This window comes from Lentzea sp. NPDC036955 (assembly GCF_055608005.1).
Map to the genome: position 1 here is coordinate 534,912 of NZ_JBVJRC010000003.1, position 20,864 is coordinate 555,775.

Annotated in this window: 18 protein-coding genes and 1 pseudogene; 7 read left to right on the plus strand and 12 right to left on the minus strand. The window is 71.2% G+C overall.

Annotation, left to right across the window (positions count from 1 at the left end; all coding sequences use genetic code 11):
* The first annotated feature begins 517 nt into the window (after positions 1-517).
* Positions 518-1,171: a transglycosylase family protein gene (locus tag ACZ7CF_RS11790; RefSeq protein WP_470369552.1), complete on the plus strand. Its 654-nt coding sequence runs from the start codon at positions 518-520 to the stop codon at positions 1,169-1,171.
* 309 nt (positions 1,172-1,480) lie between these two features.
* On the opposite strand, the pseudogene ACZ7CF_RS11795 reads toward ACZ7CF_RS11790, so the two are convergent.
* The 4 genes and pseudogenes from ACZ7CF_RS11795 to ACZ7CF_RS11810 form a co-directional block, all read right to left on the minus strand.
* Positions 1,481-2,376: pseudogene (locus ACZ7CF_RS11795) on the minus strand (molybdenum cofactor biosynthesis protein MoaE).
* Positions 2,373-2,846, minus strand: a complete 474-nt coding sequence (gene moaC / locus ACZ7CF_RS11800; RefSeq protein WP_360385513.1) for a cyclic pyranopterin monophosphate synthase MoaC — start codon at positions 2,844-2,846, stop codon at positions 2,373-2,375. The pseudogene ACZ7CF_RS11795 and the gene moaC overlap by 4 nt, the downstream one beginning before the upstream one ends.
* A 176-nt stretch (positions 2,847-3,022) precedes the next feature.
* Positions 3,023-4,405: an NAD-dependent malic enzyme gene (locus ACZ7CF_RS11805; protein ID WP_360386624.1), complete on the minus strand. Its 1,383-nt coding sequence runs from the start codon at positions 4,403-4,405 to the stop codon at positions 3,023-3,025.
* 108 nt (positions 4,406-4,513) lie between these two features.
* Entirely contained in the window at positions 4,514-4,699 is a 186-nt protein-coding gene (locus ACZ7CF_RS11810) for a hypothetical protein (RefSeq protein WP_360385510.1), read from the minus strand.
* A gap of 85 nt (positions 4,700-4,784) precedes the next feature.
* Between ACZ7CF_RS11810 and ACZ7CF_RS11815 the strand changes: the two genes are divergently transcribed.
* Entirely contained in the window at positions 4,785-7,037 is a 2,253-nt protein-coding gene (locus tag ACZ7CF_RS11815) for a helicase-associated domain-containing protein (protein ID WP_470369553.1), read from the plus strand.
* An 81-nt stretch (positions 7,038-7,118) separates the two neighbouring features.
* Here the strand turns inward: ACZ7CF_RS11815 and ACZ7CF_RS11820 are convergent, their stop codons facing one another.
* The 4 genes from ACZ7CF_RS11820 to ACZ7CF_RS11835 are packed head-to-tail and all read right to left on the minus strand — an operon-like array spanning position 7,119 to position 12,236.
* Positions 7,119-7,724: a GTP-binding protein gene (locus tag ACZ7CF_RS11820; protein WP_030470877.1), complete on the minus strand. Its 606-nt coding sequence runs from the start codon at positions 7,722-7,724 to the stop codon at positions 7,119-7,121.
* The gene (locus ACZ7CF_RS11825) at positions 7,705-8,478 is read right to left on the minus strand and encodes a DUF742 domain-containing protein (protein ID WP_360385506.1); all 774 of its coding nucleotides are present in this window, start codon (positions 8,476-8,478) and stop codon (positions 7,705-7,707) included. Before ACZ7CF_RS11825 ends, ACZ7CF_RS11820 begins: the two co-directional genes overlap by 20 nt.
* A 30-nt stretch (positions 8,479-8,508) precedes the next feature.
* Positions 8,509-8,928 (minus strand): roadblock/LC7 domain-containing protein, encoded by a 420-nt coding sequence (locus ACZ7CF_RS11830; RefSeq protein WP_030470879.1) that lies wholly within the window; start codon positions 8,926-8,928, stop codon positions 8,509-8,511.
* Complete coding sequence (locus ACZ7CF_RS11835; protein WP_470369554.1) at positions 8,925-12,236, minus strand: sensor histidine kinase; 3,312 nt, start codon at positions 12,234-12,236, stop codon at positions 8,925-8,927. The genes ACZ7CF_RS11830 and ACZ7CF_RS11835 overlap by 4 nt, the downstream gene beginning before the upstream one ends.
* A gap of 544 nt (positions 12,237-12,780) precedes the next feature.
* Between ACZ7CF_RS11835 and ACZ7CF_RS11840 the strand changes: the two genes are divergently transcribed.
* Entirely contained in the window at positions 12,781-13,728 is a 948-nt protein-coding gene (locus ACZ7CF_RS11840) for an ABC transporter substrate-binding protein (protein ID WP_360385502.1), read from the plus strand.
* Between the two features lie 58 nt (positions 13,729-13,786).
* Here the strand turns inward: ACZ7CF_RS11840 and ACZ7CF_RS11845 are convergent, their stop codons facing one another.
* The 4 genes from ACZ7CF_RS11845 to ACZ7CF_RS11860 form a co-directional block, all read right to left on the minus strand.
* Positions 13,787-14,611, minus strand: coding sequence for an LppU/SCO3897 family protein (locus ACZ7CF_RS11845; RefSeq protein WP_470369555.1), 825 nt, complete (start codon positions 14,609-14,611; stop codon positions 13,787-13,789).
* Positions 14,612-14,696: 85 nt separating this feature from the next.
* The gene (locus tag ACZ7CF_RS11850) at positions 14,697-15,230 is read right to left on the minus strand and encodes an LppU/SCO3897 family protein (protein WP_360385498.1); all 534 of its coding nucleotides are present in this window, start codon (positions 15,228-15,230) and stop codon (positions 14,697-14,699) included.
* Between the two features lie 108 nt (positions 15,231-15,338).
* Positions 15,339-15,818 carry an LppU/SCO3897 family protein gene (locus ACZ7CF_RS11855; RefSeq protein WP_360385496.1) on the minus strand — a complete coding sequence of 160 codons (480 nt, stop codon included), beginning with the start codon at positions 15,816-15,818 and terminating at the stop codon, positions 15,339-15,341.
* A 42-nt stretch (positions 15,819-15,860) separates the two neighbouring features.
* The gene (locus tag ACZ7CF_RS11860; protein ID WP_458429561.1) at positions 15,861-16,442 is read right to left on the minus strand and encodes an LppU/SCO3897 family protein; all 582 of its coding nucleotides are present in this window, start codon (positions 16,440-16,442) and stop codon (positions 15,861-15,863) included.
* A gap of 117 nt (positions 16,443-16,559) precedes the next feature.
* Here ACZ7CF_RS11860 and ACZ7CF_RS11865 point away from each other — a divergent pair, with 117 nt between their 5' ends.
* The 4 genes from ACZ7CF_RS11865 (at position 16,560) to ACZ7CF_RS11880 (ending at position 20,811) form a co-directional block, all read left to right on the plus strand.
* A complete protein-coding gene (locus ACZ7CF_RS11865; RefSeq protein ID WP_360385492.1) occupies positions 16,560-18,200 on the plus strand; it encodes a DNA repair helicase XPB in 1,641 nt (546 codons plus the stop codon).
* Complete coding sequence (locus ACZ7CF_RS11870) at positions 18,197-18,625, plus strand: hypothetical protein (RefSeq protein ID WP_360385490.1); 429 nt, start codon at positions 18,197-18,199, stop codon at positions 18,623-18,625. Before ACZ7CF_RS11865 ends, ACZ7CF_RS11870 begins: the two co-directional genes overlap by 4 nt.
* Before the next feature lie 96 nt (positions 18,626-18,721).
* Positions 18,722-19,405, plus strand: a complete 684-nt coding sequence (locus ACZ7CF_RS11875; protein ID WP_360385488.1) for a response regulator transcription factor — start codon at positions 18,722-18,724, stop codon at positions 19,403-19,405.
* On the plus strand, positions 19,402-20,811 hold the full coding sequence (locus tag ACZ7CF_RS11880) for an ATP-binding protein (RefSeq protein ID WP_470369556.1): 1,410 nt from the start codon (positions 19,402-19,404) through the stop codon (positions 20,809-20,811). The genes ACZ7CF_RS11875 and ACZ7CF_RS11880 overlap by 4 nt, the downstream gene beginning before the upstream one ends.
* Positions 20,812-20,864: the final 53 nt, after the last annotated feature.

The window sequence follows — 20,864 nt, forward strand, 5'->3', positions numbered from 1 at the left end:
ACCGGGAACACGGCGGCCCGACCGGCGAGCGCCTCGGGCGGCGGACGAGCTGTAAGCCGAACGGGTGCATCGAGGAGTGCGCGCAGTCTGCTCGCCTCCGCCGCGCACTTGATCGCAGGGGCGTCCTCCCACCGTGAGGAGGACGTCTCCGATGGCCTAGTGGTCGTGAGCCACGACTCACTTTCCGTGAAAGATCTCGGTCGATCTCGGATTGGAAACAGACCGATAACGGCGCTCCTGAGCTGCGGTTTTGTAGATTTCCGACAATAAACCGAACCGTTACTGTGACGCGCATCACGGTCGATTCCGTTTGGCGGTGCCGCCATGGGCTACGTACGGTCACATCTCGGCTGGCCCCGAACCGGCCGAGAGCACCACCGGAGAACCGAGCACCGAACCCAGTCCACACGGTTCCCCGGACATACCCCGAGCGAGAGACACCGCTGGACTGGGACGCAGGAGCACACCGGGCCCCGAACCCGAGCTGCTGACGCAGGTGTGGTGGACCGAGAGGCACATGGCTTTCAACCGTGGCACGCAGGGCAAGCAGGGTTCCGCAGCTCGCACCATCGCCAAGGTCGCGGTCGCCGGCATCATCGCCGGTGCCCCTCTGGGCCTGGCCGTTGGCACCGCCAACGCCGCCCCCTCGATGGACTGGGACGCCGTCGCCAAGTGCGAAAGCGGCAACAACTGGTCCATCAACACCGGAAACGGCTACTACGGTGGCCTCCAGTTCTCGATGCAGACGTGGCAAGGCCACGGAGGCCAGGGCAACCCCGCCCAGGCGTCGCGCGAGGAGCAGATCCGCATCGCGGAGCGCGTCCTGCAGACCCAGGGCTACAAGGCCTGGCCGACCTGCGGCGTGAAGGGCCTCGGCGGCCAGACCGCCCCGGCTCCGGCCCGCCAGGCCGCGCCCGCCCCGCAGCAACAGCAGCAGCAGCGCCAGGTGCAGCCCCAGCAGCGCCAGGCCGCCACGCCGGTCGCCCCGGTCGTCGTCGCGGGTTCGAAGTCGAACCCGAACGGCACCTACGAGATCAAGGCGGGCGACACGCTGTCGAAGATCGCTGACGAGCAGAAGGTCAGCGGCGGGTGGCAGGCGATCGTGGAGAAGAACAAGGGGTTCCTGACGAACCCCGACCTGATCTTCCCCGGTCACAAGCTGGCGCTCTGAGCGTCGAACGTCGTTGGCCCGTGACGGGCTGATGCAAGAACAGGGACCTCACCGCGACCCCCCGGCGGTGAGGTCCCTGTTCGCGTCGGACGGGCACGGGCGTGAGATGGACGGGCACGGACCCACGCGTTGTCCGGCGAGAGACGCCTCGCTCGGCTCCGGCGGCCTCGCCCACCACACTCCGAGCGGCAGCCGCGCCCATCCCGCCGACCGCGCCCGAGCGGCAGCCTCGCTCGGCCCCGGCAGCCTCATTGCGAGCGCCGACCGCCCTCCGAGCGGCTCACGTGCGTTGCGGAAATCTGCACCCGATCAGGGGCAGTTGACCCACTCATCGGTGTTGTCCGAGAACACCTGCCGCTTCCACACCGGCAACCGCGCCTTGACCTCGTCCACGAGGTCCGCGCACAGCGAGAAGGCCTCCTTGCGGTGCTCCGCCGCCACAGCGCACGCGAGAGCCACGTCGCCGATCTTCAGCGGCCCGACCCGGTGGGAGACGGCGATGCCGTGGACGCCCTCGTAGCGGTCCGCCAGTGACGCGACGACCTCGGCGACCACGTCCGCGGCGGACGGGTGGGAGTGGTACTCCAGCTCCAGGACGGAGCGGCCGCCGTCGTGGTCGCGGACCACGCCGGAGAAGGTGACGACCGCACCGGCGCGGTCGGAGGTCACCAGGGCGGCGTGTTCCTCCACCGACAGCGGTTCCTCGGTCACGGTGGCGCGCAGCACGACGCTCATCTGTGGTCTCCTCCGCGGAGTTGGTCCAGGGCGTGGTCGACGACCTCGGCGAGGACCTCCAGGCCGTCGCGGACGCCGCCGGTGGAGCCGGGCAGGTTGACGACCAGGGTGCGGCCGGCGACCCCGGCCACCCCGCGGGACAGGACCGAGCCGGGGACCTCCGGCCAGCCCGCCATGCGGATGGCGTCGGCCAGGCCCGGGATCTCGTGGTCGAGGACCGCGCGGGTGGCCTCCGGGGTGCGGTCGGTGGGGTTGATGCCGGTGCCGCCGGTCGTGATGACGAGGTCGGCGCCGTCGGCCACGGCCGCGGCCAGGGCGTCGCGGACCGGGTCGCCGTCCGGGACGACCACCGGGTCACCGGCGGTGAAACCGCGGTCGGTGAGCCAGGCGGTGATCAGGGGGCCGCTGCGGTCGGTGTAGACGCCGGCGGCCGCCCGGTTCGAGGCGGTGATGACCACTGCTTTCCTCACGGGCGCTCCCACAGGCCGGTCTTGCCGCCTTCCTTGCGTTCCACCCGGACTGCGTTCATGGTCGCGGCCGGGTCCACGGACTTCACCATGTCGTGCAGGGTCAGGCCGGCCACCGAGACCGCGGTCAGCGCTTCCATCTCCACGCCGGTGCGGTCGGTGGTGCGGACCGTGGCGGTGATGAGGACCGAGTTGTCGGCCAGCGCCAGGTCCACCGCCACGGACGACAGGGCGATCGGGTGGCACAGCGGAACGAGCTCCGAGGTGCGCTTCGCGGCCATGATGCCGGCGATGCGGGCGGTGGCCAGCGCGTCGCCCTTGGGGAGGCCGTCCGCGCCCAGCAGTGCCACCACCTCGGCGGTCGTCTGCAGCACGCCCGTGGCCACGGCCGTGCGGGTGGTCTGCTCCTTGCCGGAGACGTCGACCATGCGGGCCGCGCCGTGGGAGTCCAGGTGGGTGAACTGCTTGGTCATACCGCGATCGTAAGCCCGCACGAAGTGCGCGCCCCCTGCCCAAGGCCCCTCCGCCCGCCCCGCCCCGCCCGCCGGTCACGCCCGGCCCGCAACGCCCGTCACGCCGGGCACGCGGGGGCCCCGCGTGCCCCAGAGGGGAACGTAGGACTCCCGCGTGACCGGAAAGAGGGGCGGGGTCAGGCGTTGGCGGCCTTGCGGACGGCTTCGGCCACCGCGGGGGCCACGGTGTTGTCGAAGACCGACGGGACGATGAACGACGCGTTCAGGCGGTCGCCGTCGACCACGTCGGCGATGGCCTGGGCGGCGGCCAGCAGCATCGCGTCGGTGATGGTCTTCGCGTGGGCGTCGAGCAGGCCGCGGAAGACGCCGGGGAACGCCAGGACGTTGTTGATCTGGTTCGGGAAGTCCGAGCGGCCGGTCGCGACGACGGCGGCGTGCTGCTGGGCCTCCATCGGGTCGATCTCCGGGTCCGGGTTGGCCAGCGCGAACACGATGGCGTCCTTGGCCATCGTCGCGACCTGGTCGGCGCCGAAGAGGTTCGGGGCCGACACGCCGATGAACACGTCCGAGCCGACCAGCGCGTCGTGCAGGCGGCCGGACTGGTTGCCCTTGTTCGTCGAGGCGGCGATGGACTTCAGGTTCGCGTCCAGGCCTGGGCGGTCGCGGTGCACGATGCCGTCGACGTCCACGGCGATGATGTCGCCGGGCTCCTGTGCGAGCAGCAGGCGGATGATCGCCGACCCGGCCGCACCGACGCCGCAGACGGTGATGCGGCAGTCCTTGATGTCCTTGTTCACCACGCGCAGGGCGTTGCGCAGGGCGGCGACGACCACGATCGCGGTGCCGTGCTGGTCGTCGTGGAAGACCGGGATGTCGAGCTTCTCGCGCAGCCGGGCCTCGATCTCGAAGCAGCGCGGTGCGGAGATGTCCTCGAGGTTGATGCCGCCGTACACGGGGGCGATGAGCTCGACCGCGCGGATGATCTCCTCGGTGTCCTGGGTGTCCAGGCAGACCGGCCACGCGTCGACGCCGGCGAACTTCTTGAACAGCGCGGCCTTGCCCTCCATCACGGGCAGGGCGGCGGCGGGGCCGAGGTTGCCCAGGCCCAGCACGGCGGAGCCGTCGGTGACCACGGCGACGGTGTTGCGCTTGATGGTCAGGCGGCGCGCGTCGTCCGGGTTCTTCGCGATCGCCTCGCACACGCGGGCCACGCCGGGGGTGTACGCGCGGGACAGGTCGTCGCGGTTGCGCAGCGGGACCTTGGACGAGATCTCGATCTTGCCACCGAGGTGCACGAGGAACGTGCGGTCCGACACCTTGCGGACGACGATGCCGGGCAACGTCTCCAGCGTGTCGGTGATGTCCTTGGCGTGGTTGGCCGACAGGGCGTTGCAGGTGAGGTCGATGACGACGCGGTCGTTGTGCGACTCCACGACGTCGAACGCCGTGATGACGCCGCCCGCGCGGCCGACGGCCGAGGTGAGGTCACCCGCGGCGCTCGCTGACGGCGGCGCCTCCAGTCGAACGGTGATCGAGTAACCAGGGCCGGGGACCGGCATCGTCATTCCTCCCACGAAGTGCTGCTCAAGCGGGAAACGAGCCTATCCCCGGCCCCTTTGCGGTACTCACCCGACTCGGCGAGTTTTAAGACCGGTCTGACAATCCACTCAGGACTTGTTGATCTCGGTCACCGGGTGCGTGTACGGGAGGTCCTCGACCGGCAGCGGGAACGTGACCGTGCCGAACGGCGACAGCGCGCCCTGCAGGTCGCTGGTCAGCTCGGTGACGGGGTGACCGCCTTCCGGGCCCTCCGGCCAGTGCGGGTCGACCCGTTCAGGGCGTCCTTTCGCCACGTTCTCCTCCTCGGTGGTGCCAGATGACGCCACAAGTGTGACAGAGGACGAGGAGATCTCCAGCGGCCCATATACCGTGGTGAGAATGTCCGGCATCACTCTGGCCGACTGGCTGCGCGGCCAGGACGACAACGCGCTCGTCGCACTGCTGCGCGCCCGTCCCGACCTGGCAACGCCCCCACCAGCCGACATGTCCGTGCTCGCGACGAGGGTCGGCACCAGGGCGTCGATCGCGCGCGCCTGCGAGGACCTCGACACGTTCACGCTCGTGGTGCTGGAGGGCCTGGTCGTCGTGGGCGCGGACACGGCGCCCGTGGCGTTGCCCACACTCGCGGGGGTGCTCGGGCCGGACGTGAAGCCGAAGCCGCTCAAGCAGGCGCTCGCCCGGCTGCGGTCGCTGGCGCTGGTCTGGGGCGACGACGAGGCGCTGTCGCTGCCCCCGGTCACGCGGGAGGCGTTCGGCACGTACCCGGCGGGGCTCGGCCGGGCCACCGGGCAGACCTACGACCTGGACGGCATCACCGAGGGCGAGCAGCGGGTGCTGCAGAAGCTCGCCGCCGGTCCGCCCATCGGCGACACGAAGGACGCGTCACGGGTCGTGCCGCTGGAGAAGGCGGAGACACCGGTCCAGCGGCTGCTCGCCCGCGGCCTGCTGCTGCGCCGCGACCCCGGCACGGTGGAGCTGCCCCGCGAGATCGCGCTGCGGCTGCGCGGCGACCGTCCACTCGGGCCGGTCCAGGTGACCGAGCCGAAGCCGCGCACCGGCACCGTCGCCCCGGCGAACGTCGACGCCACCGGCGGCGGTGAGGCGCTGGAGCTCGTGCGGCACGTCGAGAACCTGCTCGCGAGCTGGTCGGTCGAACCGCCCGCGGTGCTGCGCACGGGTGGGCTGGGCGTGCGGGACCTGCGCAGGGCCGCCAAGGACCTGGGTGTCGACGAACAGCGCGCCGCCCTGCTGATCGAGCTGGTGGTCGGCGCCGACCTGGCCGCGAACACCGAGTCCACCGAACCGGAGTGGGTGCCGACGACCAAGGCCGACGTGTGGCTCGCGGCGACCACCGAGGTCCGCTGGGCCACGCTCGCGCACGCCTGGCTGGAGCTGCCGCGGCTGCCCGCGCTCGTCGGCCGCCGCGACGAGAAGGACAAGCTCTTCACCCCGCTCGCCGACGAGATCCGCCGCGCCCAGGCGCCCCGCGACCGCCGCTGGGTGCTCGACAGCCTCGCCGCGCTGCCGAAGGGCACCGCGATCGGCGGTGCCGCGGAGCTCGCCGCGCTGCTCGCCTGGCGGGCACCGCGCCGGGGCGGACGGCAACGCGACGAGCTGGTGCGCTGGACCGTCGAGGAGGGCACGGCCGTGGGCGTGCTCGCGCTCGGTGCGGTCACCAGTGCGGGCCGCGTGCTGCTCGACGAGGGCGCCGGGCCCGCAGCGAAGGCGCTCGCCGAGGCGTTGCCGGACCCGCTCGACCACGTGCTGGTGCAGGCCGACCTCACCGTGGTCGCTCCCGGCCGGCTCGAACCGGAGCTGGCCGACGAGCTGGCCCTGGTCGCGGACGTCGAGTCGGCGGGCAGCGCCACTGTCTACCGGATCAGCGAGACCACGGTCCGCCGCGCGCTCGACGCCGGCCGCACCGCCGACGACCTGCACGAGCTGTTCAAGCTCCGCTCGCGCACCCCGGTGCCGCAGTCGCTGACCTACCTGGTCGACGACGCCGCACGCCGGCACGGGCGGCTGCGCGGCGGTGCCGCGGGGTCGTTCCTGCGCTGCGACGACCCGGTGCTGGTCAGCGAGGTCCTGGCGCACCCGGAGGCGGGCAGGCTGGAGCTGCGCCGGATCGCACCGACCGTGCTCGTGAGCCCGCTGCCGCTGGCGGACGTGCTGGACGGGCTGCGCTCGGCCGGGTTCGCCCCGGCGGCGGAGGGCCCCGACGGGCAGGTGCTGGACCTGCGGCCGGGTGGACGGCGCACCACGCCGAGGCAGCGTTCGGCGCGCAAACCGGCGACACCGGCCGTGCCCGCCGACGAACGGCTGGGCGAGCTCGTGAAGCTGGTCCGCGCCGGTGACCGCGCGGCGGCGACGCCACGGGGTCAGCGCGTCGCCGTTCCCGGGAACCTGGGTGCCGGGCCGTCGGCGACGCTGTCGTTGCTGCAGGAGGCGGCACGGGCGCGGCGCAGCGTGCTGGTCGGGTTCGTCGACTCGCACGGCACGGCGGCGCAGCGCGTGATCGAACCGCACGTCGTCGGCGGCGGCGTGCTGGAGGGCTACGACCACAGCTACGGCGAGGTGCTCCGGTTCCCCCTGCACCGCGTCACGTCCGCCGCCCTGGTGGACGAGGACTGACTGACCCCGGACACGACGACGAGGCGAGCGCCGCACCCGGAGGTGGGGCCCGCCTCGTTCGAGTCGTTCAGGCTGCGGGGATCAGCCGGCGCGGACGGACATCCACTGGCGCATCGCGTGCTCCACCAGCGTGATGAGCGTCTGCTTGGTCGACTGCCGGTTCCGCGCGTCGCACGTCACGATCGGCACCGACTCGTCGATCGTCAACGCCTCGCGCACGTCCTCCAGCCTGTGGTGCAGGAGGCCGTCGAAGCAGTTGACGCCCACGACGTACGGCAGCTGCCGGTCGTCGAAGAAGTCGATCGAGGCGAACGCGTCCGCGAGCCTGCGGGTGTCGACCAGCACGATGGCGCCGATGGCACCCCGCACCAGGTCGTCCCACATGAACCAGAACCGGTGCTGACCCGGTGTACCGAAGAGGTACAGGATCAGGTCGCTGTCGAGCGACACGCGGCCGAAGTCCATCGCGACCGTCGTGGTGACCTTGTTCGGCGTGGCGGAGAGGTCGTCCACCCCCGCGCTGGCCTCGGTCATCACCGCCTCGGTGGTCAACGGGACGATCTCGGACACCGAGCCGACGAACGTCGTCTTGCCAACACCGAAGCCACCCGCCACGACGATCTTGGCGGACGTAGTCGGCTTCCGTGCGCCCTCGGCGCCCTGGGGACTAGAGCCTGCGAAGCCCACTGAGCACCCTCTCCAGGAATTCCATGGAAGGCCGGTCCCCCACGACCAGACCGCCCTGGTGAATCAAAACCAATCCCATGCTTGCCATGTCGCCGATCAACACCCGCACGACGCCAAGAGGCAAGCGTAGGAGTGCCGCGACCTCGGCCACCGACCGCGTGTCCACACACAACCCGCAGATCGACCTGTGCTCGGGAAGTACTGCGGCATCCCGTTCGAGGCCACGCTCGCTGGTCGAGATCAGCGCCTCGATCGCGAGGTCGTAGTCGGGTCGTGTGCGTCCACCGGTGCGCGTGTAAGGCCGCACCAGTGAACCCGAGTCCGCAGACGCATTCTCCTCCGGCCGCACAGCGGGCTGTGCACCGGTGCTGTACGCCGGTTGTGCGCCGGTGCTGTACACCGGCTGCGGCCCGGTGGTGTACGGCAGCTGTTCGGGCACCGCTTCCGGCATCTCGTGCTGGCCGAACAGGTCCGCGCCGGGGCCACCGAACAACCCGGTGCCGTACCCGCCGTCTATGTCGAACCGGTTCGGCACGTCGTCGTACGGGTACGACGACGAGTCATCCACCTCACGCTGAGACATATCGCCTAGCCCTTGCCCTGTAACCCGCTCATCGTGGGGTGCGTCCTCGGCTTCCTCTGGGTCTGGGGGAGGCGCGTCGGGCTCCTCGAACTGAAAGCCACCAGCCGCCCACTCCTGGTAGTTGAAGTTCCTACCCAAGCGGCGACCACCGGCGCCAGGTCTCCGAGCCATCTCATCTCACCCCTGTACTACCAGTGAGGTCTAGCGGCGGACCACACCCTGGAGCTGCGCGCGCAGCTCCGGGGTGAGTTGTTGACCGACTCTCTCGACCAAAAGCGTCATCTCGTAGGCCACGAGGCCGATGTCGCAGTTGGGTGCCGCCAGGACGGCAAGGCACGAGCCGTCACTGATCGACATGAGGAACAGGTATCCCCGCTCCATCTCGACGACGGTCTGGTTGACCCCGCCTGCCTCGAAGCAGCGGGCAGCACCCTGTGTGAGGCTGACCAGCCCGGACGCGACGGCGGAGAGCTGCTCTGCACGGTCCCGGGGCAGCCCCTGGGACCCCGCGAGCAACAGCCCGTCCGCGGACACCACGACGGAATGTGCCACGCCGGGCACCCTCCGCACGAAGTCGGTGATAAGCCAACCAAAGCTGCCTGGCTGCGCTGCGGTCGTCACTCCTGCTCCTCGTTCTGCCGGCTCGACTGGTCACCAGCGTATGCCTCGATCAATGCGTGCCGGCCTCGCCGGACACCACTTTGCAGGCTCGACATGCGCCCGCGCACCGCATCGGCGGAACGGGGCGGCAGCGGCGGGCGCTGCGCTGTCTGTGACACGGCCTGCGGCGTGGGTGCCGCAGATCCTGGCACGAGCTGAGCCTTCGGTGTCCGTTTCGGCAATCCTGCCGCTGTCTTCGACTCCGGCGTCTTGTTCAACAACGCCTGAGCCGCCTGCCATCCCTCGTCGGCAGGCGACTGCCAAGCCGACTCGGAAGTGGGTACCGCCGCTGGAGTCTCCTCCACAACGGGCTCCGGTTCCACAACTCGCTCCTGCTCGGCGGGGGCGACTACTGCTTCCTCGACCGGCGGCTGCACCTTCGCGCGCGGTTTGCGCACGGGCAGACCGGCTGCCGACGTGGTGGTGGGTGCCACCGCCGGGACGGGCTTGCGGGTACGGGTCGGGAGCTCCGGTTCCGGTCCGTCCGAGAGAGGCGGGGTCGTCGGCGGCTCGTCGATGTACTCGACGCCGCCGGCGCTGGAGCCGTTGAGCTTCGCCTCGACCTTGCCCGCGGGTGCCGCGGGCCCGCCGGCCGCCGCGGGCGGAACCGGCTGGGCGGTGGACGCCGACGTCTCGCTGCCGATGGCCTGGAACCACTGCGAGAGGACCGCCTCGTAGATCGGCAGCCGCTCGGTCGGGGCGTCCAGGTCGTGCTCGATCGCCCTGCGCGACGGCTCCGAGGTGCCGTTGCGGTGCGCGAGCTCGGGCTCGACGGGGGCGCGGGAGACGCCGTTGGTCGACGGCGGCTCGTCCACCGGCGGGATCGGGACGAACTGCGTCGTCTCGTAGCCCGGCTCGAAGGAGATCTCGCCGTCTTCCTCGTCGCGGTCCTCGTAGGCCGTGAAGAGCGTCGGCTCGCCGAACGAGCCCTCCGGCTCCACCGCGGCGAGCTGGTCGCGGCGCCAGCGCTCCGACGGCGTGACGTCCTCCGCGGGGGGCGGGTCCTGGTAGACCGGCACCGCCGTGGCGCCCGCACCGGTGTCGGTGAGCGAGCTGGGCACGAAGCTGACCGGGATGCTCGGGCTCGAGTCATCGATGCGCGGCACGGCCCCGGTGGCACCGCCGAACGCACCCGCGATGCCGCTGGCCCTGCTGGCCGTGGTCGTCGAGGCGGGGGCCGGGGTGTGGCCGAAGTCGGTCGGCCCGGTGTGGGCCGTGCCGCCGAACTCGGTGGTGAGCTCCGCCTGCGGCTGCATGCCGAACGCGGAAGCGAGGCCACCGGAGCCCGACGGCGGGGCGGCGGGCATCGGCTGGCCCGGCGTCGCGATGAGCGTCTCCGGCACGATCACGAGCGCGGTCGTGCCGCCCTCGATGTCCTCGTTGCCGCGCAGGCGGACCTTGATGTCGTGGCGCTTGGCGAGCCGCGCGACCACGTACAGGCCCATCCGGCGGGAGACGGCGACGTCGACGTCCGGCGGGTCCGCCAGGCGCTCGTTCGCGTCGATGATCTCCTGGTCGCCCATGCCGACGCCGCGGTCCTGGATCTCGATCGCCAGCTCGCCCTTGCGGGTCTTCGCCGTGCGGACGGTGACCTTGGTGACCGGGTCGGAGAACGCCGTGGCGTTGTCCAGCAGCTCGGCGATGAGGTGCACGAGGTCGTTGACCGCGCGGCCCTGGACCGTGAGGTCCGGGGTCTGGCCGACCTGCACGCGGGCGTACTGCTCGACCTCGGAGACCGCCGCACCGAGCACCTCGGCCGCGGGGACCGGGCGGGTGAGCCGCCGCGAGAGGTCGGTGCCCGAGAGGACCAGCAGGTTCTCCGAGTTGCGCCGCATGCGGGTGGCGAGGTGGTCGAGCTCGAACAGCGAAGCCAGCTGGTCGGGGTCCTGCTCGTCCTGCTCCAGCCGGTCGATCAGGTTCAGCTGGCGCTCGACCAGGGCCTGAGAGCGGCGGGAGAGGTTGACGAACATCGCGTTGACGTTGTCGCGCAGGAGGGCCTGCTGGGCGGCCAGCCGCACCGCTTCACCGTGCACCGCGTCGAACGCGCGCGCCACCTGGCCGACCTCTTCACGGGTGTGCACCGGCACCGGCTCGACGGCGGTCTTCGCCGCGTTCTCCGGGTTCGGGTCGGCGAGGATGCGCTCGACCGCGTCGGGGAGCCCGTGGTCGGCGACGTCGAGGGCGGTGCGGCGCAGCGTGCGCAGCGGGCTGAGGATCGAGCGGGCGACGAACAACGCCATCAGCAGTGCGAGCGCGAGGACCGCCAGCACGACGCCGGACTCGACGTAGGCACGGGTGCGTGCGGCGCCCGTGAGCTCGTCGGTCCGGTCCTGCAGCTGTTCGAGGAGCAGGTTCTCGACGTCGCGGGTCAGGTTGACCGTCAGCGTGGCGGCGATGTCCCACTTCTCCGACGTCAGCGTCGTGAAGTCCTTGGTGCCGGCCTGCTGGTTGATGGCCGATTCCTGCATGTCGTTCGCGGTGTCGACGATCAGGCCGGTGACGGTGTCGTCGTAGATCTTGGCCTGCTCCGGCGTCGCCGCCTTGCGGAAGTCGTTGCGGGCGGCTTCGAGCTCGGCGTCCGCGGCCTGCAGGGAGCGCAGCTGGGACGGCGTGAACGCCTTGCGCTGGAAGACGTCGAGGAGGATGGCCCGCTTGAGCGACTCCTGCTCCTTGATGCGCGCGATGGCGTTCGTCGTCAGGTGCAGGCGCACCAGCTCGGGGTCGTTGATCTCGGAGATCGTCTGCTCACCGAGGCTGATCAGCGTCTCGATGGACTCCGAGTACGTCCGCTGGACGGCTTCGGCGGGGTAGAGCGTCTCCCGCACCGAGTTGCGGAGGCTGTTGAGGCGGTCGAGCTGCTTGAAGGCGACCTGGAAGCGCTCGACGGCGGCCGGGTTCATGTCGGAGCCGAGCTCCGAGATCCGGTTGTTGAACGTCTGGCTGGTGTCGTTCACCCTGCGGAGCTGGCGGTCCAGGACGACCCGGTCGAGCTTCCTGTTCGAGGCGACGTAGCTGACCGAGAGGTCGCGCTCGCGCTGGAGCTGCTGCACCAGGTCGGCGACCGCCGTCTCGAGGCGGATCTGGTTCGCGAGGTTGTTGAACTCCGTCGCGTCCTGGAGGTCTGTGCGGACGCGCAAGCCACCCAGGGCGAGTGCACAGATCGTCGGGATGAGCAGGACGGCGAGCAGCTTCGTGCGCAGCCGCCAGTTGCGCAGGCGCCAGCCCGCGGATCGGGCAGGTCCGGGGCCGGTTCCGACGTCCCGCTTCACCACGGCGGGTGTCGCAGTCAGCAGGCCGTCACCCTGTGCAGCCAGTCCGTCACCCGATTCGGGCCTTTCGGAGCGTGTGGTGTCACCCACGCCAAACTGGCTGGGACCTCTCTCACGTCGGGCCACTCTGGGCTTCCTCTTCCAGCAGCAGTGTCCCGGTCTCTCCCCAGGACCGAGCATGGACTCGTCAAACGGGCGGAATTGCAGCACAGAGGTCGTTCGCCCGCTGAGGCGCCCTACCCCGTCCACAGACACCCCGGTCTACACGACCTGTGCCACCCGGCCGGGAGCGTAATGGTCAGCCCCCGCTCGGGGGAAGTCTCCAGAAGCACTCACCGTGTCGAGACGGGGTGTCGTTTCATACGTTCAGGTGGTTAACATCCCCGGTTGTCGGCATGCCTCATGACCGTCCGAACGCCCTGTTGGGACTGCGGACGGCCGGCCTGTGGCGACACTCACTGATCAACTTGATGCTACTCAAGGCCAACCGGCGAGAGGTGCCATGGCTACCCGAGCCAACGCTCTGCGGCTTGTCGCAGTGCTCATGACATGCGTTCTGACCGCGAGCTGCAGCCTCTTCGGAAGTTCGTCGAGCGGCAGTGGCGCGGACCTGGAACGCACCGCGCTGCGCATCGGCGTCGCGCAGGTGGTCGACGTGGCCCCGCTGCGGATCGCGCTGACCGACAAGCTGTTCGAGAAGTACGGCCTGCAGGTCACGCTGGTCCCGCAGACCAACGAGTCCGAGGCCATCGGCCAGCTCGACACGACGCTCGACCTCACGTGGGCGACGCACGTCAGCTTCTTCTCGGCCGTCGCCTCGACCACGGAGAAGAACCGCGAGCTGCAGCTGCAGGGCGAGGCCTACCAGGCGGGCCCGAACTCGATGGCGCTGGTCACGCCCGCCAACTCGGACTACGACGACCCCGGCAAGCGGCCGTCGCCGATCATCGCGGTGAACAGCGAGACCGACATCGGCTCGCTGACCACGAAGGCCGTGCTCGGCACCGCCGCGGTCGAGCGGGGCAAGATCCAGTTCCGCCCGATGCCCTTCGGCGCGATGGAGGAGGCGCTGAAGTCGGGCAAGGTCGACGCGGCGTTCATGATCGAGCCGTTCATCACGAAGGCGCAGCGCAACATCGGCGCGAAGATCCTCACCGACACCGCGCGCGGCCCGACACTGGACTTCCCGATGTCCGGGTACGCGTCCACCAAGAAGTTCGCCGAGGCGAACCCGAAGACGCTCAAGGCGTTCCGCGAGGTGCTCCGCGAGGCGCAGCAGCGCGCGCAGGCCAACAAGCTGGCCGTGCAGGACTCGCTGACCACCTACGCCGACGTGGACGCGCCGACCGCGGCGCTCGTGTCGGTGGGCACGTTCCCGCTGTCGCTGAACCCCGTCCGGCTCCAGCGGGTGGCGGACATGATGGACACCGAGGACGTGCTGTCCGGTCGTCTGGACGTGCAGCAGCTGCTGCCACCGGGCACGATCAACTAGCGCTTCTCCCAGCGGCGGAGGGCGGGTCACCCCCGGTGACCCGCCCTTCGTCGTTCGGTCACCTCTCCGCGAGTGCGCTCAGGCAGTAGGTCAGGCCCGGCGCCGGCTCGGCGTAGGACACGGGCGTGCTCTCGCCGCAGTCCGCGGAGGCCTGCCTGACCACCTTGTCGACCTTGTAGGACTTCTGGGTCGAGTACCTGTTCTGCCCCTTGGAGCAGTCGATCGCCTTCGGACCCGCGAGGCTGATGCCCGCCATCGGGTCCTCGTAGCACCGGCCCTCTTCGAGCTTCTCCACCAGGCACAGCTTCAGCGTCTCCTTGCGCCGGCCGGACTGGTGGTAGGACGCGTACTCCTTGCTCGGGCACGCGTCGGAGGTGTCCTTCGAGGCCTTGGCGATGATGTAGTTCGCCTCGGGCGACCCGCAGTCGACCTTCTTGTAGTTCGGGCTGATGGTCGTGCCGGTCATGTTCGCGCAGTCGCCCGGCTTGGCCGACGGCTCGCTGCTGCCGAACACGCCGCGCAGCACCATGAACCCGCCGACCAGCACGAGCACCACGAACACGGCGCCGATGACCTTGCCCGCGGCACCGCCGGGCTTGGGCGGCGGGGCGTACGGCATCGGCTGGCCGGGCATGCCGGGAGGCATCTGGCCGGGTGGCGGGCCGTACGGGCCGGGCTGCGCGTAGGGGCCGGCTCCGTAGCCAGGCTGGCCCGGCGGGGTGCCGAAGGGCTGCGGCTGCTGACCGTGGACGGGCTGGCCGTAGGGCTGCTGACCATGGGGCTGCTGCTGCCCGTACGGCTGCTGGCCGTAGGGCTGCGGGGGCTGGCCGCCGGGAGGCGGGCCGTACGGGCCCGGCTGCTGCGGGTGGTGGGGCGTCGTCACTGGGTTCCTCTCCGACGGGGGCGCGCAAAAGGGAAACCGGAGCCGCGCGGTCGCGACTCCGGTCTCCCCGTGGTCCGGCCTGCTGCTACGCGGGCGTGCCGATGCAGTAGTTCAGCTTGGCCTCGGGGAAGGCGTAGGCCTTCTCCCCCTCCGCGCACTCCGGTGCGGCGGCGTCCTTGACCGCCTTGGTGACCTTGAACGTGGCGGTCTCCGCGCACCCGACGACCTTGGGGTTCACGTTGTCGCCGTCGTCGGCGTAGCAGGTGCCCTCGACGAGCACCGGCGCCAGGCACAGCTTGGTCTTGGGGCCGCGGCGCTGCGAGTGGCTGTACTCGACGTAGTCGCCCTTGCAGACCCCGGACACCTGGCCGACGACGTAGTTGGACTCGGCGGACGCGCAGTCGACCGCCTTGTAGTCCGGGTTGTTCGTCGTGCCGGTGATGTGGGCGCAGTCCCCCACCTTCGCCTGCGCGTCGTCGTTCGTGAAGTAGTTGAACGCGTAGATCGCGACGGCCGCGACGACCAGACCGACGACGTAACCGAGGATCTTCTTCAGAACGCTCGGCTTCTTCGCCTCGGGCTGCGGCCCTGCGATGGGCGCAACCTGCTCCGTGCTCATGTGCTGTTCTCTCGCTTCCGCTCAACCTCGGGCGGCCCGTGCCCCCCGACAAGGCCGGAGCAGAGGCTGCCAGGCGGAAGCGGACACCGCTGGCGCTTTGCGAAAACGTTACGGCTGCTTGTCGCCGCGTTCGAGGCAGAACGTCGTGGCGGGCTCCGGGAACACCGCCGCGCGCGCATCCCCGCAGGCAGAGCGGTCGGTCCTGCCGGTGAGCACCTTGACGACCCGGACCGAGTCCCTGGTGGCGCAGTCGACCTGGGCGATGCCGGTCTCGCGGTCCTGCCCGTAGCAGGCGCCCTCGTGGAAGTTGGGCATCAGGCAGAAGGTCGACTCGCCCGTGAACGTCGAGTAGTCCATGCCGCCGGACGGGCAGCTGTCGTCGTCGCGCGGCAGGATCTTGGCGATCTTGACGGTCGCGCCGCCCTCGTCGCACGCCAGCGCCTGGTAGACCGGGTCGTCCTGACCGCCGGAGATCCGCGCGCAGTCGCCGACGTGCGCGCTCGGGCCGGACTGGAGCTGGTCGACGACCAGCAGGCCGCCGAACGCGAGCAGGACGACGGCAGCGACACCCAGGCCGACCTTCTTCATGGCCTGGGTATCGGCAGCCGCCCGAGCCGGCTGATCACCGGATCAGGCGTTCTCGTGCACACCCATGCAGTAGACCGACGCGGGCTCGCTGAACCGCAGCTCGCTGGAGCCCTCCGGGCACACCGTGCCCTCCTCGGGCAGCCCGTCGACCTTCTTCACGATCTTCACCGGCGACTCGACGGTGCACGCCTCCTTCTTGAAGGCGCCGTCGTCGCTGGAGGTGTAGCAGTTGCCCTCGGCCAGGTTCGGCATGAGGCACAGCGAGTCCCCGCCCGACTTGACCGGCTCGTAGATGCCCTCGTCCGGGCACGGGTCGTCCGCGTTGCCCAGCACCTTCGCCACCTTGTGCGTGGCCTCCTGGTCACCGCAGCCCTGGGAGCTGACGTTCCACTCGCCGTCCGGCTTGTCCACGTCCTGCGGCGACGCGCTCACGCAGTCGCCTGCGTTCAGGCCGCCCATCTGCGTGAACACGAACACGCCACCGCCGACCAGCACCACCGCCAGCACACCGACGATGACGAACTTCAGCCAGCTGTTCTTGCCCTTGGGCGACTCGTCGGACTCCGCCTCGGCCGCGGGTGGCTGCGCGGTGGGCTCGACGGGATCAGTCGACTCGGTGCTCATGCGCGAGAACGTACGACACGGGGTGTTGGCTCGGTGTGTCGGCTCACAGTTGCCCGCTCCCGCGTCCGCCGTGATGGCGACAGCAGCGCATTTGGCACCGTCAGGGAGACTGGGCAGGTGACCGATGGCCCCCTGATCGTGCAGTCGGACAAGACGCTGCTGCTTGAGGTAGACCACCCGCTGGCCGATGAGGCGCGAACGGCCATCGCGCCGTTCGCCGAGCTGGAGCGGGCGCCGGAGCACGTGCACACGTACCGCGTGACGCCGCTGGCGTTGTGGAACGCCCGCGCGGCCGGGCACGACGCGGAGCAGGTGGTGGACGCGCTCGTGCGGTTCAGCCGGTACCCGGTGCCGCAGCCGCTGCTGGTGGACGTGGTGGACACGATGGGGCGCTTCGGGCGGCTCGTGCTGAGCAACAGCCCGGCGCACGGGCTGGTGCTCGCCACCACCGACCGCGCGGTGCTCGAAGAGGTGCTGCGGAACAAGAAGGTCGCGCCGATGTTCGGGGCGCGCATCGACGACGACACCGTGATCGTGCACCCCAGCGAGCGCGGCCGGCTCAAGCAGCTGCTGCTCAAGGTCGGCTGGCCGGCCGAGGACCAGGCGGGCTACGTCGACGGGGAGGCGCACCCGATCGAACTCGCCGAGGACGGGTGGAAGCTGCGCGACTACCAGCGGCTCGCGGCGCAGGCGTTCTGGGCCGGTGGCTCCGGGGTCGTGGTGCTGCCGTGCGGCGCGGGCAAGACGCTGGTCGGCGCGGCGGCGATGGCCGAGGCGCAGGCCACCACGCTGATCCTGGTCACGAACACCGTGGCTGGGCGGCAGTGGAAGCGGGAGCTGATCGCGCGCACGAGCCTCACCGAGGAGGAGATCGGCGAGTACTCCGGTGAGCGCAAGGAGATCCGGCCGGTCACCATCGCGACCTACCAGGTGATCACGCGCAGGTCGAAGGGCGAGTACAAGCACCTGGAGCTGTTCGACTCGCGGGACTGGGGCCTGATCGTCTACGACGAGGTGCACCTGCTGCCGGCACCGGTGTTCCGGATGACCGCGGACCTGCAGTCGCGGCGCAGGCTCGGGCTCACCGCCACCCTCGTCCGGGAGGACGGGCAGGAGGGCGACGTCTTCTCGCTGATCGGGCCGAAGCGGTACGACGTGCCGTGGCGCGACATCGAGGCGCAGGGCTGGATCGCCCCCGCGGAGTGCACCGAGGTGCGGGTGACGCTCACGGACAACGAGCGGCTGCTGTACGCGACGGCCGAGCCGGAGGAGCGGTACAAACTCTGCTCGACGGCGCGGACGAAGATCCCGGTGGTCCGGCGGGTGCTGGAGCGGCACCCCGGCGAGCCCGCCCTGGTGATCGGCGCCTACCTGGACCAGCTCGACGAGCTGGGCGAGGAGCTCGACGCGCCGGTGATCAAGGGGTCGACGAAGAACAAGGAGCGCGAGGAGCTGTTCGACCGGTTCCGCAGGGGCGAGCTGCGCACGCTGGTCGTGTCCAAGGTCGCCAACTTCTCCATCGACCTGCCGGAGGCATCGGTGGCGGTGCAGGTCAGCGGCACCTTCGGGTCGCGCCAGGAGGAGGCCCAGCGCCTCGGCCGGCTGCTGCGGCCCAAGGGCGACGGACGGCAGGCGCACTTCTACTCGGTGGTCGCGCGGGACACCCTCGACACCGAGTACGCGGCGCACCGGCAGCGGTTCCTGGCCGAGCAGGGGTACGCGTACAAGATCGTCGACGCGGACGACCTGGTCGGATGACGACCTGGTGGATGTGGAACCCGGCCGCACCCCCGCCCCGCGGCCGGTTCCGGTCGGAGCGGTCGCTCGCCGCCGCCGCACCCGAGGCCCAGGTCGTCCGGTCCACCGACTTCACGTGCCCCGAACAGCTCCGCCGCGCCACCGCCGCCCGCACCGACTTCCTCGCCGTGACCGGTGACCCGGTGCGGGTGGCGCTGGTCGAGCGGCGGCTGTGGACGCTGCTGGTGGCACTGCGCCGCTCGGTGCCGGTCCGCGCCGCGCTCGCACTGGCACCCGCGAAGCCGGGCCGGGCCGCGCTGGTCGCGGAACCGACCCGCGAGCTCGCCGACCTGGACCGGCGCTTCGACCGGTTCGCGGCGGCGCTCGCCGTGCTGCGGGCCGACCCGACCCCCGAACAGCTGCGCCACACCGCCGCACTGGACTGATCGGCGCCCACTGCGCCCGCTGCGCCCGTGCGGTCGTTGCGCAACGATGACGTCGCACGGACGTCCTCATGAGACCCGTCCGGAAGGCTGGAGGACATGCCGCGCGTACTGCTGATCGAGGACGACGAGGCGGTCCGGGAAGGACTGTCGCTGGCCCTGACCTACCAGGGCCACGCGGTGACGGCGGTGCGCACCGGCGAGGAGGGCCTCGACCTCCTGGCCAGGGGCGACAACCCGGACGTGGTCGTGCTCGACCTGATGCTGCCGGGCGTGGACGGGTTCGAGGTGTGCCGCCGCATCCGGGCCGCGGGCGACCTGCCGATCATCATGCTGACCGCCCGCAACGACGACATCGACGTGGTCGCGGGCCTGGAGGCGGGCGCGGACGACTACGTGGCCAAGCCGGCGCAGGCCCGCGTGCTGGAGGCGCGGATCAGGGCGGTGCTGCGGCGGTTCGCGGTCAGCCAGCCCAGCGTGCAGACCGAGCGGTACGGCGACCTGACGATCGACCGCGACGGCCTCGTGGTCACCCGGCTCGGCCGGCCCGTGGCGCTGGCGCCGACGGAGCTGCGGCTGCTGCTGGAGCTGTCGGCGGCGCCGGGCCGGGTGATGTCGCGGCAGCAGCTGCTGGAGAGCGTGTGGGACCAGGGCTACCTCGGTGACTCGCGGCTGGTCGACGCGTGCGTGCAGCGGTTGCGCTCGAAGGTCGAGGACGACCCGGCGGCACCGGTGTACGTGCAGACCGTGCGCGGCTTCGGGTACCGGTTCGGACCGCTGTGACGCTGCGCCTGCGGTTGTTGCTCTCGTTCGCGTTCATCAGCGTCTTCACCGCAGTGGCGGTCGCGGGCGCCGGGTACGTGCGGGCCCGCGACGCGATCGTGCAACGCGCGCAGGACCGGGCCGTCACCGAGACCACGAACCGGGTCGAGCAGCTCTACCCGCTGCCCGCCCGCCCGGTGGACGCGCTGGTCCTGGAGCGCATCGCGGCCCGCGTGTCCGGCCGGGAGGGCGACGCGCTGGCCACGGCGCACGGCGTCACGGCGGGCTCGATGAACCCCTCGGTGATCACGCCGGAGCTGCGCAGGCACGTGTCGTTCGGCTACGTCGGCTGGCAGCGCGTGTCGCACGCGGGCCGGGTGTGGCTGGTCATCGGGATGCAGCTGCGGGTGTCCGGTGGTGGCGAGTCCGGCATCGAGGTCTACGCGCTGCGCCCGTTCACCAGCGAGGCCGAGGTGATCGACGAGCTGGCCCGCAACGCGTGGCTGATCGGCGGCGCGGGCCTCGTGCTGGCGCTGGCACTGGGCCTGCTGGCCGCGCAGGGCGTGCTGCGGCCGGTGCGGGCGCTGCGGATGGCGGCGTTCCGGCTCGGCCAGGGCGACCTGTCGGCACGGGTGCCGGTCCGCGGCAGGGACGAGCTGACGGACGTGGCCTCGACGTTCAACAGCACCGCCGCCTCCCTGGAGCACCACGTCGGCGAGCTGCGGCGGATGGAGGCCGACGCCCGCCGGTTCGTGGCCGACGTGTCGCACGAGCTGCGGACGCCGCTGGCCGCGATGACGGCGGTGACGGACGTGCTGGACGCGGAGACCGCGGCACTGCCGGGCGTGGCCGGGCAGGCGGCGCGCTTGGTGAACCGGGAGACGCAAAACCTGACGCGGCTGGTGAACGACCTGATCGAGGTCACCCGCTTCGACTCGGGCACCGCCGCGCTGGCACTCGACGACGTGGACGTGGCCGAGGTCGTACGGGCGACGCTGCGGCTGCGCGGCTTCGAGGTGACCGCCACCCTGCCCGACGGGGTGCGCGCCCGGCTCGACCCGCGGCGGCTGGACGTGGTCGTGGCGAACCTGGTGGGCAACGCGGTGCGGCACGGCGCCCCGCCCGTCACCGTGCGGCTGGCGGTCGACGGGTCGTGGCTGGTGATCGAGGTGGCGGACTCCGGGCCCGGACTGGCGGAGGAGGTGCTGCCGCACGTGTTCGCGCGGTTCTACAAGGCCGACTCGGCTCGGGGGCGGTCGGAGGGCAGCGGGCTGGGGCTCGCGATTGCATGGGAGAACGCGCGGTTGCACGGTGGCACGCTGACGGCGGCGAACCGGCCCGGTGGGGGTGCGGTGTTCACGCTGCGGCTGCCCGTCGGGGGTGCGGTGCCGGCCGGGGAGCCGTTGCCGGTCGGGGGTGCGGTGTGAGGCGGGGAGCCGTTGCCGGTCGGGAGTGCGGTGTGAGCCGGGGAGCCGCCAGC